We start from the raw sequence: 15752 nt of genomic DNA, 5'->3' as shown, positions 1-15752 counted from the left end.
CGGCATTGATNNATCAATGCCGCTTTCTGTTTTAACGTTCGTATAGTTCTATTGGAACCTGATCAGGATCAAAGAAGAATGTAAAGCGTTTATTTGTTAACTCGTCTATTCTGATCCCTTCATGTGATACACCTGCTTTTTCGAGCTTATTTAATTCGATGTCGAGATTATCGACTTCGAATGCAAGATGTCTTAAACCGGCAGCTTCTGGAAAGCTGAGCCGATTAGGCGGTGATGGGAACGAAAAAAGTTCTATAATGTAATGATCGTTGAGTTTGAGGTCCAGTTTGTAAGAATCACGTTCCGCACGATAATATTCTCTAGCAATCTCCAGGCCCAGTATGCCCGTGTAGAATTTCTTTGAACGTTCATAATTGCTACAGATAATGGCAATATGATGTATCTTGTTGAGGTTTAATTTCATCTTTAAATACTTATCTCATGGCATTTGTTATATCTTTTGTCCGTTTAGGATATGGAGCATATACAGACTATTTTACCATGTCTCTCCTATTATTTTGCTCTTTCATATTGTTTAGGCCAAGGAACTTCAGCGTCTAATTCTTTGGCAAAATGTAATGGAAGGTGTGGATCATCAAGAAATCCCCGTGCGATTAAGATTAAATCTGCTTGCTTTCGCGTAATGATCTCGGATGCTTCAATAGCAGTTTTAATTAAACCTACAGTGGCAACGTTATTCTTGGTATTCTCCTTAATAGCGGTGGCGAAAGGGAGCTGATATGCTGGTCCTACATCTATTTTTTGATAGGAGACCAATCCTCCACTTGAAACATCAATCAGGTCTACCCCCAATGCATATAGCTGTTGTGATAAGGCTATGGATTGCTTTAAGTCCCAGCCGGCTTCGGCCCAGTCAGTTGCTGAAATACGTACCCATAAACTTTGGCTTGTTATTTCTTGTTTTACTCTTTTCACAATTTCAATAAGAAAGCGTATTCTATTTTCAAAGATCCCGCCGAAAGTGTCTTTTCGTAAGTTGCTCAGTGGTGAAAGAAATTGATGGATCAGATATCCATGTGCTGCATGGAGTTCAATAATTTCATAGCCGGCTTGGATTGCTCTTTTCGTCGCTGTTCCAAATTGTTCAATCAGATTTTCAATGGCGGAAACATCAAGTTCCTGTGGTTCATAATCTCCTGCATGGAAAGCTATTGCAGATGGAGCAACTGTTTGCCAGCCCTGAGGGTCCGTTGGTGAAAATTGATTCCTGCCAAGCCAAGGTTTATTGCTGCTTGCTTTGCGGCCTGCATGGGCAAGTTGTATGCCAGGTATGGAATTATTTGCTTTAATGAACTCGGTTATTTCTTTTAATTTTTCGATATGCTGGTCGTCCCATAAACCAAGGTCTCCATCACTGATTCGACCGTCAGGGCTAACTGCTGTTGCTTCTTGTATTACTGCTGCAGCTCCGCCGATTGCAAATTGGCCCAAATGAACCAAATGCCAGTTATTTGCAAAACCATCTTTTGCCGAGTATTGACACATTGGGGATACAACCAAACGATTTTTCAATTGTAAATTTCCGATGTTTACTGATGAAAATAATTGACTCATAATTGCTTGTTTATAGAAGATAGGAGCAATGAAAGCTCCTATCTTAATCAATTTCTTTGTATCATAAAAGAAAGCTATTAAAAGGGCTGTATTTGACCCTGATGAATAGCTATTCGATTATTAGGGATTTGTAGACCATAAAGAAGCTGATTTTAACATGGCTCTTCTTGGTAGTTTTAAATTAGCAATGATCAGCTCCGCGAAATCTTCAGGCTGAAGAACTTTTTCTGGATCACCATCGGTAAGTCCAAGATCTTTGGACATATCCGAGGCAATCGTACTAGGCATAAGTGTACATACCCGAATATTGTTTTTCCGTACTTCCCGCATTAAAGAATCGGCGAAGCCGATGACGCCAAACTTCGATGCACTATAAGCGGAAGTGGTGGCTGCGCCATTTAATCCGGCAGTCGAAGATACCATTATGATATCGCCTTGATTTTTTTCAATCAGTTGCGGAAGAATAGTTTTTGTAACAAAATATGTACCCAGGAGATTCGTTTGAATGATCGATGTCCAATCGGCAACATCCATGTCGAGCACAGTGGAAAACGATGCTACTCCCGCATTGTTAACTAATATGTCAAAGCTACCGAAGGTATTTTTCAATCGCTCGATCTCCTCCTGTACTGCACTATAATTTGATACGTCAAAGACGGCATAAGTGACCTCAGTGCCCAGCTCGGCAAGTTCCGTGGCCGTATCCTTTAAAGCAGCTTCATTTCTACCGGTAATCGCGATATGAACACCTTCTTTCGCTAATGCATAGGCAATCGCTTTCCCCAATCCTCGCGCACCACCCGTAATTAAGGCTCTTTTTCCTGTTATATTTTCCATAATATAAAAATAGGCATGATCTTTTTTATTCCTGTCAGATGATCCTAAGAAAGGCAATTTATTTTGCCTTTTTTAGGATATTTTCGATAATGGGGTAAGTATTGTTGCGTATGTCTTCAAATTGGTCCACATGACGCCATTCTGCTTTTGTGATATCTTCTGCAGTTTGCGGAATCAATTTAGGGACTTTGTTGACTCCCATTTCATACCAGTTCGTTGCTTTTAAGACGAATTCTCCATTTCGCAAAAAATAGGTATGGTATGATGTGGTGATTTTTTTTCCTAAGTAGTTGATTTTGATGCCACATTCCTCTTCAACTTCGCGTACAGCTGCTTCCCGCATTTTTTCATTTTCTTCCACTTTACCTTTCGGAAGATCCCATTTTCCTAATCGGTAGATAAAAAGATAGTCTCCATCACCATTTTTCACCAGCCCACCTGCAGCTTTAATGAGCTTAATTTTATTTTTTAAGTTTTGAAATACGGTTTCAAAATCCTTGTTGATGTAGAGATATGTTTTTGGAACTTTATCAATTTCAGATTGTTTGAAAAGTTTTTGGAGGTCAATCTCTTGAAAACTAATTGTTTGTGGGTTTTTGATTTTCGATGGAACAAAATCTGCTAAAATTAGCACGGTTTCGTTCATATAAATTTTATAAATTTGCGCCATGAATAATTTAAATGAGGTTGAACAAAAAGTTGCTGAATCCTTATTGCAAATTAAAGCAATAAAATTGCAACCTAAAAGTCCTTTTACATGGGCGTCGGGTTGGAAGTCTCCAATTTACTGTGATAACCGTATCACTTTATCTCATCCTGCGATTCGTACATACATTCGTCAAAAGCTTTCTAAGCTTATTCAAGAAGAGTTTGGATCAGTGGATATGATTTCTGGAGTTGCTACGGCAGGTATTCCACAAGGCGTTTTGGTAGCACAGGATTTGGGACTACCATTTTCTTATGTCAGAAGCTCAGCTAAGGATCATGGTCGTCAGAATTTAATTGAAGGTGAAGTAGTTAGCGGTCAACGCGTAGTTGTAATTGAAGATCTAATTTCGACAGGTAAGAGTAGTTTAGTGGCTGTAAAGGCGTTACGTGAGGCTGGCTGCAATGTTGTTGGCTTGGTGTCTATTTTTACTTATGGATTGCAACAAGCTACTGATAATTTTGCTGATGCAAAATGTCCTTATTTCAGTCTATGTAATTATGATGCTTTGATTCAGGTCGCTGCTGAAAATAGTTATGTATTGGAAGAGGATATTGAGATCTTGAAAAAGTGGCGATTGAACCCGGCTACTTGGGGCGACAATTTTCAATAAAGAGGATTAATTTATCGTTATGACTACTATTCAGAATACAACAGAAATCAACAAAAATGTCGGCGAGGTGTATGCGTTTTTGGCGGATCTCAACAATCATGAGCAGTTGATGCCTGAAAATATCTACAATTGGTCTTCGACTACGGACGAGGCGCGATTTACAATACAGAATATGGCAAAATTGGCTCTTCGCGTAGAAGAGCGTGTTGAGAATCATCTTATTAAGTTGACTCCTTTAGAGAAGGCACCTTTTGACGTAACTCTTCGTTGGGAATTGCAAGTTATTGCTGATACAGTGACAAAGGCAACCTTTATCATAGATGCTGATCTCAACATGATGATGAAAATGATCGCTTCTGGGCCGCTTCAAAAATTGGTTGACTTTCAGGTCAACAAATTAAAAGAAAAGCTAGGGTAGGTTGGTTCATAGCGAATATAAAAAAAGCTCGATTAGTAATAATCGAGCTTTTTTTATGCTAGTCTTTCATTGACTTTTTTCCAATTCACAATATTCCACCAATTTTTAATATAATCAGCTCTTTTGTTTTGATAGTGCAGGTAATAAGCATGCTCCCATACATCAAGACCTAAAATGGGAATACCTTTTACCTCTGCAACATCCATTAAAGGATTGTCTTGGTTTGGAGTAGAGCTAATTTTTAAGTTACCTGAGTCATCCAAAAGCAACCAGGCCCATCCCGAACCGAATCGTGAGGTTGCTGCAGCGGCAAACTGTTCTTTGAATTTGTCTAGAGAACCAAATGTCTTATTGATCATAGTCAATAATTTTTCGGATGGCTGGCTCGGCTTATCGGACAGACTTTCCCAAAAAAAGTTATGGTTCCAGGCTCCTCCAGCATTATTCCTTGCTTTTGGAGAGTACTTAGATATGTTTGCTAGAAGTTGCTCCTCTGAGGCTTCCTTGATGTTTTCAGCAAGAATGGCTTCGTTAACGGCATTAATATAGGCCATATGGTGCTTTGTATAATGGATTTCCATCGTCAACGCATCAATATTAGGCTCCAAAGCGGCATAACTGAATGGTAATTTTACTTGGGAAAACTTTAAGGTAGCGGCATGTAATTCAGTAGCTTTCGCGGAAGCAATATCTTGTAATATTGATCCAGATACAGCGATGCCTAGCGTAGCTTTTGCTGCATTTTGAAGGAAGTTTCTGCGTGTTTGCATATAATCTTATTGTGATTAGTTTTGATATAAATATAACGTGAAATTTTGCAAATATTGTCCAAGAATTGTCTGTTAATTGTAATACAACAAAATTGTTATAAATTCATCTGTAGAGCAGCATACTTTGTTTTGAATTTTGATGTACGGTAATTTTGCTACCCCTAATTTCTATTGTTTTAAAGGCATTTCATGGCAGTTATAGGACAGGTTGGCTAAAGAATTATAATTGTTTATAAAATCAAATTTAGCTAAGTTTGATCTATGTATACATTAAGGATTTCAAAAATCATCCCCCAACCTAATAATAACCTTACTTTTCAGCTTGAGTCTATAGCAGGAGACTATCCTTCCTATAAAGCTGGGCAGTTTATTACGCTTTCTTTTGTGTTTGGTGACCGTGAGGTACGTCGTTCTTATTCTTTTAATAGTTCGCCGGATAATAATGAGCCCTTAAGCATCACTGTTAAGCGTGTCGAAAATGGGGAAATATCTCGACTGCTCCACCATACTATTGTGGAGGGGGATATCGTCAACGCGATGGAACCTCAGGGTTTGTTTGTATATGAACCTGAACCGGAAAAGATTCGGACCTTATTTTTGTTTGCTGCTGGAATTGGCATCACACCCTTGTACGCTATTCTCAAAACAGCGCTTCTTGCGGAAAGTAAGTCTAAAATAGTGTTAATTTACAGTAATAGTACGCTGGAATTAACACCGTTTCGATCCGAATTGGAGGGTTGGGCAGACCGATTTCCTGATCGTTTAACAATTGTGTGGATTTACTCCAATAGTAAAAACTTGATGAAGGCCAGGTTGAATAGAGATTATATACATGCTATTGTTAACGATCATTTGTTTGGAAATAAGGAAGATGCCTTGTTTTATACCTGCGGTCCTGTGATTTATATGGATCTATGTCGTTTTACCCTTTTGGGGATGGGATTTGATTCCAATCAGATAAAACGAGAGACATTTCTATTGCCCGAAAATGAAGAGGATGATGATGACGAGACCGAAAAGGAAGTTGATACAACGACCTATGCTATCGAATTATATTTTCAAGGTAAAACCTATAATCTTGAAGTGCCATATAACAAATCTATTTTGGACATCGGGCTGGAACATAAAATTAAGTTGCCGTATTCTTGTAAATCCGGTATGTGTAGTACCTGTATTTCACAGTGTACAAGAGGTAAAGTAAGAATGGATTATAATGAGGTTTTAACAGATCGCGAAGTTGAACAAGGAAGGATACTTTTGTGCACGGGGCATCCGGTAGAAATGAATACGGCTATTGAAGTACTATAATTTAACATCTGTATTTAATCCGAAAATACAGTGTGTTGTTATAGGGCGTTATAGCTATTTAAAATTGCATATACACGTAAATTTACCTAAGTTTGAATATAACCGTTTTATAGCTAACTATTATGGGAAAATTACTCTGGAGCCCAACAGAAGAGCAAAAATCTCTAGCTGAGATCAATAAGTTTAAACAATATGTGGAGAATGAGCATGGCTTATTCTTTCCATCCTATCAGGACCTTTGGGCATGGTCAACGACGGAACTGGCTAATTTTTGGAAGAGTATAGCCGCCTATTTTAATTTAAAATTTCATTCAGCTCCTACAAACATTGTCGAGTTACCGGCAGATTCCACAAGCTTTATTGGGACAAAGTGGTTTAGTGGGGCTACTTTGAATTATGCTGAACACGTATTTCGGAACACAACGGAAAAGCGTCCTGCATTAATCTTTCAATCTGAACAGCATGCTAAAAGAGAGGTGTCATGGACTGAGTTGGAATCCATGGTTCTCAGACTCCAAGTCTATTTGAAAGAATTAGGTGTACAAAGTGGAGATCGTGTAGCTGGTGTATTGATTAATGGCATCGAAGCAGTTGCGTTATTTTTGGCTGCTAATTCCATCGGTGCGGTTTGGTCCTGTTGTTCGCCCGACTTTGGGGAGGCAAGTATTCAGGAACGTTTTGAGCAGATTGAACCCAAAGTACTCTTCGCAAATTCCAGTTATTACTATAATGGACGTCTTTTTGAAAAGGCGGAAAGTATTCAGCAACTTTCGCAGCGGCTACCATCATTAGTGGCTTGTGTTTTGATTGATGATCCTATTTGGGAAGAGATTCTGAAAAAGGATCTTACACAAGTTAAGCTCCAATTTACGGCAATGCCTTTTGATGCTCCAATATGGATTTTGTATTCTTCGGGAACTACCGGGAAGCCTAAAGCCATTACACATGGAGTTGGTGGTATGCTGCTGGAACATATGAAAGCACTTGGACTGCATCAAAATGTGCAAGACGGCGATCGATTTATGTGGTATTCTACTACAGGATGGATGATGTGGAATTATGCGCTTTCGGCCCTTTTAATGGGAAATACATTGTGTATATATGATGGAGCTACGAATTATCCCGACAAATTGAGTTTATGGAGGTTTGCACAAGAAAGTAAGGTGGATCATTTTGGCGTTGGGGCTGCTTATCTCATCTCCTGTCAAGATCAAGATTTAAAATCCATGGCTTATCAGCCGAAAACAATAGGGTCAACAGGCTCACCACTTCCGCCAGATGTGTTTGAATGGCTAAATGTACAGTTTCCAAAAAGTCAAATTGTCTCATTAAGTGGTGGTACAGACGTTTGCAGCGCCTTTCTTTCGGGGTGCACTTTGCGTGATGTTTATGCAGGAGAGATTCAATGCCGCACCTTAGGAGCTAAGATAGAAGCATTTGATGAGAATGGTCATCCACTTTATGGGGAGGTTGGAGAACTCGTTATTTTAGCTCCCATGCCCTGCATGCCCATCTATTTTTGGAACGATGGGGCGAATAAAAAATACTTCGATAGTTATTTTGATAAATATAGCGGTGTTTGGAGTCATGGTGACTGGATTAAGATTACTGACCATGATGGAGTAATTATGTACGGGCGTTCAGATGCAACTCTGAACCGTGGCGGCGTACGTATTGGTACTGCGGAGATCTATAATGTTTTAAATAGAACCGAGGGGGTCTTGGATAGTTTGGTTATTTGCGTAGATCATGAAGATGGATCATCTGATATGTTGCTTTTTGTTCAATTGGACACTGGCTTATTGAATGACATGTTAAAAGGTGAGATTAAACGGGTGCTTCGGCAGCAATATAGTCCGCGACATGTGCCTGACGATATTTTTCAAGTAGCGGCTATTCCTTATACGTTAAGCGGTAAAAAACTGGAGCTGCCTATTAAGAAAATCTTTTCGGGGATACCTGTAGAAAAAGCGGTGTCAGTAGACATTATGCGGAATCGAGAATCTTTGTTGGACTTTGAAGCGATTAGCAAAATCTGGAGAAGATCCTAAATATAGCTATAAAATAGCTAATTTAAAAACCCCCTCAGATGACGAAGTTTGCCGTTTGAGGGGTTTTCGAATTTAACTTTACTCCACTCAGACCTGTATAACACCTACATTATACCGGTCTAAGATAGGTTTTTCGTTGGCAGCTTCAATTCCCATGCTGATAACTTTTCGTGTTTCTTCAGGTGCTATAATTCCATCAACCCATAGTCTCGCAGCAGCGTAATATGGGCTCAATTGCTCGTTGTACCGGTCTTCGATGGATTTAAGGAGGTCGTTTTTCTCTTCTTCATTAATTTCTTGACCTTTGGCCTTTAAAGCTGATTCTTGGATTTGAAACAGTGTTTTGCCTGCTGCGGCACCGCTCATGACTGCCATTTGGGCGGTAGGCCAAGCGTAGATTAGTCGTGGGTCATACGCTTTTCCACACATTGCATAATTTCCTGCGCCATAACTGTTTCCGACAATAAATGTAAATTTTGGGACTACGGAGTTGGCCATTGCATTGACCATTTTTGCGCCGTCTTTGATAATCCCCCCTTGTTCAGATCGGCTCCCTACCATAAAACCAGTGACGTCCTGAAAAAAAACAAGTGGAATGCGCTGCTGGTTGCAATTCATGATGAAGCGCGCCGCCTTATCTGCTGAATCACTATAGATAACCCCGCCCATCTGCATTTCCATGGTGTTGCCAGGTTTTTTGGCTTTAATGATCTCGCGTTGATTAGCAACGATCCCGACAGCCCAGCCATCTATGCGGGCGAGGCCGCATACAATGGTTTTTCCATAATCTGGCTTGTATTCTTCTAAAGTCTCTGCGTCTACAATTGCATTCAGGATATCCTGCATGCGATAAGGTTTTGTCCTGTCTTCGGGAAGAATCTCTACTATTTTACTCGGATCAGTTTTTGGGGGTAGGCTTATCTTTCTGTCGAAATTAGCTTTTGGATTTCCACCGATTTTATCGATAACATTTTTTATAGCATCTAAACAACTTTGGTCGTCGGGAAATTTATTGTCTGTTACGCCGGATATCTCCGAATGGGTAGAAGCTCCGCCGAGTGTTTCTGCATCTACAGTTTCACCTATCGCAGATTTGACCAAGTAAGGGCCTGCTAAAAATACAGATCCCGTTCCTTCGACGATAAAGGCGTAGTCGGACATAATAGGTAAATAAGCGCCACCTGCTACGCAACTTCCCATAATTGCTGCAATTTGAGGTATTCCCATGGAGGACATTCGGGCATTGTTACGGAATATACGTCCAAAATGTTCTTTGTCCGGAAAGATTTCATCTTGTAGCGGTAAAAATACACCGGCGGAATCTACTAAATAGATAATTGGCAAGTTGTTTTCCATAGCAATTTCTTGTGCGCGTAGATTTTTCTTGGCAGAAATTGGGAACCATGCCCCAGCTTTGACAGTCGCGTCGTTGGAGACAATTACGCATAGTTTGGATTTTACATAACCTAGTACCGCTGCGCATCCTGCGTTTATGCATCCACCATGTTCTTTGTACATTCCTTCGCCGGCAAACATGCCTATTTCAAGATACTCACGGTCTGGGTCCAGTAGATATTCTATTCTTTCCCAGGCTGACATTTTGCCTTTTTCTTTCAGTTTTTTTATTTTATCGATGCCGCCACCGAATTTTAAATTTTCTCTTTTTTGGCGAAGTAATGCGAGTAGCTCCTTCATAATTTATAATCTTGGTTTTAAAAACTGTTAAATTAAGAATTTCTTATTTTTAGATAAATTTAAAATAAAATTTTAAAATATTTGCAATTTTATTCCTAAATATTTTGATATATTTGAATTGAATTACCGATTGTAAATTTAATATTCATGCTTATGTTTATTGAAAATAAACAACAAATGGATATGATCAGACAAAGTGCACGAGATTTTGCACAGTATCATATCAAACCTTATGTGATGGAATGGGACGAAGCCCAAATATTTCCAATAGAAGTTTTTAAAAAGTTAGGCGAACACGGTTTCATGGGAGTAATCGTTCCTGAAGAATATGGCGGATCAGGGCTCGGGTATCAGGAATACATTACCGTTTTGGATGAAATCTCCAAGGTATGTGGTTCAATCGGGCTTTCTGTGGCGGCGCATAATTCCTTGTGCACAAATCATATATTAAGCTTTGCCAGTGAAGAACAGAAGAAACGTTATCTTCCAAAGTTGGCGACAGCTGAATGGATCGGTGCCTGGGGGCTTACAGAAACAGGTTCCGGTTCTGACGCCGGTGGAATGACGTTATTTGCGGAGAGAGATGGTGATCATTACGTGTTAAATGGTTCTAAAAATTTTATCACGCATGCCATCAGTTCTAGTGTTGCTGTCGTTATTGCACGAACTGGGGCTAAGGGGGATAAAAAAGGGATGTCGGCTTTCATTGTTGAGAAAGGTACACCTGGATTTACTGCGGGAAAGAAAGAAAATAAATTGGGGATGCGTGCCTCAGAAACTGCCTGTCTTTTTTTTGATAATTGTCGGATTCATCGGGATCAACTCATCGGTGAGGAAGGACAGGGCTTTGTACAGGCTTTAAAATTATTGGATGGCGGACGTATTTCGATTGCGGCACTTTCTTTGGGTATTGCCCGCGGAGCTTACGAGTGTGCGCTGAAATATGCACACGAGCGTGAGCAGTTTGGGAAAAAGATTTACGAATTTCAGGCAGTTTCTTTTGCACTTGCAGATATGGCTACACAAGTAGAGGCAAGCGAATTGTTAACGAGGCAGGCGGGCTATTTAAAGGATCATGGGGACCGTGTTTCTAAAATTGGAGCGATGGCTAAACTTTATGCGTCGGAGGCTGCCGTTAGTGTCTCGAATGAATCTGTGCAGATCTTTGGTGGTTATGGATTTACAAAGGACTATCCTGCCGAGAAGTTTTTTAGAGATGCTAAACTATGCACCATAGGTGAAGGGACTTCAAGTATTCAGAAAATGGTGATCGCCAGAGAGATTGAGAAAGATATTTTATAGCATATGATGAGGGATCAAGTTGTATTGGTTGATTGCCCAAGAGACGCTGTTCAAGGGCTTCATAACTTTATTGAGACAGATAAGAAAATTAAACATATCAATACGTTAATCGAAAGTGAGCTGTTTGATGTTATTGATTTTGGATCTTTCGTTTCGCCGAAAGCAGTTCCGCAGTTGGCGGATACAAAAGCAGTCCTGGAAGGAATCAGAAAGAATGAAAAAGTGAAGTTATTGGCGATTGTCGCCAATCTTCGGGGAGTAGAAGAAGCCGTTCTAGAGGAAAAAATCGACTTTTTAGGGTATCCATTTTCAATATCGGAAACATTTCAACGTCGAAATACCAATATGGGCTTGGCGGCTTCTTATCAGCAAGTAAAAGAAATGAAACTTTTGGCAGACGCTAATCATAAATCTTTAGTTATTTATATTAGCATGGCTTTTGGGAACCCATACAAGGATCCGTGGTCCCCACTTTTGGTAGAAGAATGGATTGGGAAATTATACGATCTGGGTATCCGGGAATTTTCTTTGGCAGACACAACTTCAGAAGCCGATGCGAATCAGATTTCAGCATTATTCACTTTTGTTAAAGCCAGTTTTCCAAAACCGGAAATAGGTGCACATTTTCATGCGAGGCAAGCGGAGAGTCTTGCTAAGATTGAAGCCGCTTATCTCGCAGGTTGCCGTAAATTTGAAGGCGCATTGCTTGGTTATGGCGGTTGTCCATTTGCAAAAGATGATTTGGTTGGCAATATACCTTCAGAACTCTTGTTGCGTTATTTTGGACGAGGAACTGATGCTGAAATACTCGGATTGGAGCATAGCTTCAGGCAAATGATTTTGTAGGGATTTTTGAGATGGAAAAACTGAATTTTATAAAGGTGCACGTTGAGCAGCATGTGTTCAATTTGACGCTAGCTCGTTCGGATAAAAGAAATGCTTTTAGTCCGACTATGGTGAACGAAATTGCCTATGCATTGAATCTGGCGAATAGCAATCCCGATATTCGTTTAGTACAAATAGAGGCTGAAGGTCCGGTGTTCTGTGCGGGTATGGATCTTAAAGCTTTTGAGGATCCTACAGTAGATATTGGTAATCCGGCAATTCCAAAGGTTGAAAAGTCTTTGGCAGAAATATTTGCCTGTTTAAATAAGCCTTCAATCTGTGTTGTTAGGGGAGATGTTATTGCAGGTGGTTTTTTGATTGCATTATCTTGCACTTATTTGTTTGCACTGCCACATGTACGTTTTTCTTTGCCAGAAGTAAAAATCGGACTCTTTCCATTTCAGGTGTTGGCCTTGCTAATGGAATATATGCCTGAAAGAAAAGCGATGGATCTTTGTATCAGGGGAGATTCTTTTGCTGCGGGAGATGCGCTGGATAAGGGTATTCTGTCCGGAATTTTGGATGTTGAAGAAACTGCCTTGGTTGAATTGAGAGAAACTATTCTTAAAAATGCTCCTTTGGCTATATCGAGAGGTTTTGTTGCACTGCGAAGGCTAAAAGAGCAAGATTATGATGATAAGTATAACTTTCTCTTAGAGAGCTTGGCAGATTTGCGTAAAACCAATGATTTCAAGGAGGGAATGGATGCCATGCGTAATAAAAGAAAAGCCAACTGGAAAAATAGCTAATTAAAATGATCGAAAACTCGGTCTGCTTGTCAAGGGAGAGAATTCCCAAGGAATAGAACTAAGGATGATCAGTAAAGCTAGTCCAAACCAGATTAATAATGTTTTAAAACGTCGATCGTTTGTATCGGCGTTTTTGCTTTTATGGGCACCCAATGTCAGGCAAATTGCAGCCATAATCATCATGCTACTGTGCTCCATACCGAAGAAGCGAATTTGCCTCAGGTGGACTGCTTCGTCGAAATGTCGTAGGAAGTACTGTGTGATGGGGCTCAGTATATAGAGATTAATACCTAAAACTAGCTGAATATAGAAAGAAATAACCGTGGTTTTTACAAGAAATTGATCGATAGGGGAGAATAGAAGCTGCTGTTTTTTCTTATAAAAAAAGGTTGAAAGACTAATTGCTAGTATAATCAGTACTTCCCATCTCCATAAAGAATGCATCGCTAGAATGAAGGGATAAATGTAATTCATCATGAAAACAAAGATGGTAATAAAATAGATTTAAAGCTATTTTAAACTATACCAGCTTATAGAATAGATGCTGGTTTTTCATTAATTGTCTACGTCATCTGATCAAAGGGACTTGTATTTATATGTATTTTTACTTTATATAAGCACTTTATTGTTTTGGTTATTAGGTTGCTTTGTACTGTTTTTAACTCTTGGTTAATGCCGTTGTTATGTGTAATTCGCCGTTTATCTATCTGGCGGAGAATAACGATTAGCTGGACCAAATAGGCTGTCCAAATGATCGAGAACGAAGGTATTCGCTTGTGAATAACTAATGATCGTCTGTATGCCTTATTTTTAGTTGTTTTTAGCCTCTCTGAGGTGATGTTTGTCATTCCCGAAGGGTTTGTGTGGTTTTGATTTGTTTTAGCTGAGAATGCGGCTATTTCGGGTTTTTGAAGGTGGTTGCGATTTGCGTGTTGTTTTTAAGGATAACGCACATCGATAAAAATGATGTTTTATTGATTACGAATTTCATAATTTATTATAATAACAATTTGTTTATCATAGTATTATGTTTATTATATAAATTGAATGTATATGTTTTATTATGTCCGATCTGCGCTATTAAATTAAAATAATGCCTGAGCGTAAGCAAAGCTCTGCCTGTGTTTTTTTTAAAATATTTTTGGAATTATACAAAATCCGTTTCTATATTAGTGTATTAATTAAATAATACAGTAGTATGGTTACTATCCAAAATCTAAATTTCAGCTATAGTAAATCAAGGCCCCTTTTTCTTCATATGGATCTTGAATTGAAGCAGGGGCATATCTATGGCCTATTGGGAAAGAATGGTGCTGGCAAATCAACTTTGCTTAAGAATATTGCCGGTTTGGTATATCCTGTTTCGGGGCAAGTTGATGTGCTGGGGCATAACCCTAATCGAAGGGAACCTTCCTTGTTAAGGGAGATTAGTTTTATTCCGGAAGAGTTTTATCTCCCTGCCGTAAAATCAGAACAGTTTCTGAAGGCTAATGCAGGGTTCTACCCCAACTTCGATCAGGTATATTTTGATCAGCTTATTCGTGAGTTCGATATTCCCATTGAGCAAAAATTAGCAAGCATGAGTTATGGACAGAAAAAGAAATATATTATTTCTTTCGGTTTAGCGTCTAACACAAAAGTGATCATCATGGATGAGCCAACGAATGGTTTGGATATTCCTTCTAAGGTTCAGTTTCGAAAGATCATGGCTTCTGCCATTACTGATGATCGATGTGTAATTATCTCCACACATCAGGTGCGTGATCTGGATAATCTTATTGATGCTGTTATTTTACTTGATGATCATAAGGTTGCACTCAACGCTCCGATGCATGTGATTACTGATCGCTTATGCTTTAAAAAAGTAAGAGAGTTGCCTTTGGATACACTCTATTCCGAAGAAGGAGTAGGCGGTTTTAATGTTATTCTCCCAAACTCGGCGGCAGAAGATTCGAAACTGGATTTGGAGTTGCTATTTAATGCAGTGTTACAGTGCAAGGAAAAAATTACGGACCTTATTAAACATGATGAATATGTCAAATCTATTTAATGCTACGCGTTATTTTGGACTGATTCGAAGACAATGGATTGGTTTTGGGCGAATTTATCTGATGTCAATAGGGATTATTGCCGGGGTAATTTTTGGTTTTTATGCAGTTAACTTGGGATCAAATTATGATGATATCAAAAAGAATACTGTTTATTCGTTGCTAAATTTCAGAGCACCGTTGTTTTGTATCTTGGGACTCTTTTTTGTAACGGTTATCTCGAGCAGTTATTTTGCTGATTTAGGGAAGAAGACCCGGGCGATTTTTGAGCTGATGATTCCAGCGTCACAATTGGAAAAGTTTCTGGTCAGCTTATTCTATACGGTTGTCGTGAGTATTGGTTCATATTTATTGGTCTTTTATTTGATCGATTTGGCATTTGTTTCTTATTTGAGGAGCGTTGGTTCTGTGGTTGTAAATGAAGTACAGCTATCAGGAGAGACGGTCAGTGTGGATCTATGGCAGTACTTTTTCAAGGTTCAATACCCTGAACCGGCTTATTATTTTTGTTTTGTACCAATTCTTCTGAATGCAATTTTCTTACTTGGTGGGATCGTCTACCAAAACTATCAATATGTAAAGACGGCTATTTTTCTTGTGCTTTACTGTGTAGTTTGGATGTGTCTTTTTGTTTACTTAATGAAGACTCAGACCCAAGATACCGTAGGTACAATGGATAATAACTATTGGTCTGATTCAAATCATATTTTTGCATTGATCGGCGCTGTAGGAGTGTTGCTTGCCATAATGATTTGGGCGGTTGCTTTTTTAAGGTTGAAAGAAAAGGAGATTTAA

At 39.2% G+C, this 15752-nt stretch carries 16 protein-coding genes; 9 read left to right on the top strand and 7 right to left on the bottom strand.

Going from position 1 to position 15752, the window contains the following annotated elements; all coding sequences use genetic code 11:
• Nucleotides 1-31: 31 nt before the first annotated feature.
• From B4Z90_RS01915 to B4Z90_RS01900, 4 genes are all read right to left on the bottom strand, one after another.
• Nucleotides 32-424, bottom strand: coding sequence for a VOC family protein (locus tag B4Z90_RS01915; RefSeq protein ID WP_070567749.1), 393 nt, complete (start codon nt 422-424; stop codon nt 32-34).
• Between the two features lie 89 nt (nt 425-513).
• Nucleotides 514-1575 carry an NADH:flavin oxidoreductase/NADH oxidase gene (locus tag B4Z90_RS01910; protein ID WP_070567747.1) on the bottom strand — a complete coding sequence of 354 codons (1062 nt, stop codon included), beginning with the start codon at nt 1573-1575 and terminating at the stop codon, nt 514-516.
• Nucleotides 1576-1695: 120 nt separating this feature from the next.
• Nucleotides 1696-2412: a 3-ketoacyl-ACP reductase gene (locus B4Z90_RS01905; protein ID WP_070567745.1), complete on the bottom strand. Its 717-nt coding sequence runs from the start codon at nt 2410-2412 to the stop codon at nt 1696-1698.
• A gap of 58 nt (nt 2413-2470) precedes the next feature.
• Nucleotides 2471-3058, bottom strand: coding sequence for an NUDIX domain-containing protein (locus tag B4Z90_RS01900; RefSeq protein WP_236560231.1), 588 nt, complete (start codon nt 3056-3058; stop codon nt 2471-2473).
• A 22-nt stretch (nt 3059-3080) separates the two neighbouring features.
• On the opposite strand from B4Z90_RS01900, the gene pyrE reads away from it, so the two are divergent.
• Together pyrE and B4Z90_RS01890 are read left to right on the top strand one after the other, a co-directional pair.
• Entirely contained in the window at nt 3081-3731 is a 651-nt protein-coding gene (gene pyrE / locus B4Z90_RS01895; protein WP_070567741.1) for an orotate phosphoribosyltransferase, read from the top strand.
• A 19-nt stretch (nt 3732-3750) separates the two neighbouring features.
• A complete protein-coding gene (locus tag B4Z90_RS01890) occupies nt 3751-4149 on the top strand; it encodes an SRPBCC family protein (protein ID WP_070567739.1) in 399 nt (132 codons plus the stop codon).
• Nucleotides 4150-4202: 53 nt separating this feature from the next.
• Here the strand turns inward: B4Z90_RS01890 and B4Z90_RS01885 are convergent, their stop codons facing one another.
• The gene (locus B4Z90_RS01885; protein WP_115050679.1) at nt 4203-4919 is read right to left on the bottom strand and encodes a superoxide dismutase; all 717 of its coding nucleotides are present in this window, start codon (nt 4917-4919) and stop codon (nt 4203-4205) included.
• 261 nt (nt 4920-5180) lie between these two features.
• Here B4Z90_RS01885 and B4Z90_RS01880 point away from each other — a divergent pair, with 261 nt between their 5' ends.
• Entirely contained in the window at nt 5181-6227 is a 1047-nt protein-coding gene (locus B4Z90_RS01880) for a ferredoxin--NADP reductase (protein ID WP_115050681.1), read from the top strand.
• Between the two features lie 122 nt (nt 6228-6349).
• Nucleotides 6350-8278: an acetoacetate--CoA ligase gene (locus B4Z90_RS01875; RefSeq protein WP_115050683.1), complete on the top strand. Its 1929-nt coding sequence runs from the start codon at nt 6350-6352 to the stop codon at nt 8276-8278.
• Between the two features lie 87 nt (nt 8279-8365).
• Here B4Z90_RS01875 and B4Z90_RS01870 read toward each other — a convergent pair whose 3' ends face one another.
• Nucleotides 8366-9973 carry an acyl-CoA carboxylase subunit beta gene (locus tag B4Z90_RS01870; protein ID WP_115050685.1) on the bottom strand — a complete coding sequence of 536 codons (1608 nt, stop codon included), beginning with the start codon at nt 9971-9973 and terminating at the stop codon, nt 8366-8368.
• A 153-nt stretch (nt 9974-10126) separates the two neighbouring features.
• Between B4Z90_RS01870 and B4Z90_RS01865 the strand changes: the two genes are divergently transcribed.
• Genes B4Z90_RS01865 through B4Z90_RS01855 form a run of 3 tightly spaced genes read left to right on the top strand, consistent with a single transcriptional unit; the run spans nt 10127 to nt 12909 of the window.
• On the top strand, nt 10127-11275 hold the full coding sequence (locus B4Z90_RS01865) for an acyl-CoA dehydrogenase family protein (RefSeq protein ID WP_286801271.1): 1149 nt from the start codon (nt 10127-10129) through the stop codon (nt 11273-11275).
• Nucleotides 11276-11278: 3 nt separating this feature from the next.
• Nucleotides 11279-12121, top strand: a complete 843-nt coding sequence (locus B4Z90_RS01860; protein WP_115050687.1) for a hydroxymethylglutaryl-CoA lyase — start codon at nt 11279-11281, stop codon at nt 12119-12121.
• 11 nt (nt 12122-12132) lie between these two features.
• Entirely contained in the window at nt 12133-12909 is a 777-nt protein-coding gene (locus B4Z90_RS01855; RefSeq protein WP_286801270.1) for an enoyl-CoA hydratase/isomerase family protein, read from the top strand.
• Here the strand turns inward: B4Z90_RS01855 and B4Z90_RS01850 are convergent, their stop codons facing one another.
• Nucleotides 12910-13386 carry a hypothetical protein gene (locus tag B4Z90_RS01850; RefSeq protein WP_201638988.1) on the bottom strand — a complete coding sequence of 159 codons (477 nt, stop codon included), beginning with the start codon at nt 13384-13386 and terminating at the stop codon, nt 12910-12912. It abuts the gene before it with no gap.
• A gap of 721 nt (nt 13387-14107) precedes the next feature.
• Between B4Z90_RS01850 and B4Z90_RS01845 the strand changes: the two genes are divergently transcribed.
• Together B4Z90_RS01845 and B4Z90_RS01840 are read left to right on the top strand one after the other, a co-directional pair.
• Nucleotides 14108-14959 (top strand): ATP-binding cassette domain-containing protein, encoded by an 852-nt coding sequence (locus tag B4Z90_RS01845; RefSeq protein WP_286753763.1) that lies wholly within the window; start codon nt 14108-14110, stop codon nt 14957-14959.
• Nucleotides 14943-15752: a hypothetical protein gene (locus tag B4Z90_RS01840; protein ID WP_286801269.1), complete on the top strand. Its 810-nt coding sequence runs from the start codon at nt 14943-14945 to the stop codon at nt 15750-15752. The genes B4Z90_RS01845 and B4Z90_RS01840 overlap by 17 nt, the downstream gene beginning before the upstream one ends.

This window comes from Sphingobacterium sp. UBA5639 (assembly GCF_002421245.1).
GTDB lineage: Bacteria > Bacteroidota > Bacteroidia > Sphingobacteriales > Sphingobacteriaceae > Sphingobacterium > Sphingobacterium multivorum.
The sequence above is the reverse complement of the archived record's forward strand: the minus strand, read 5'-3'. Positions and strand labels throughout refer to the sequence as shown.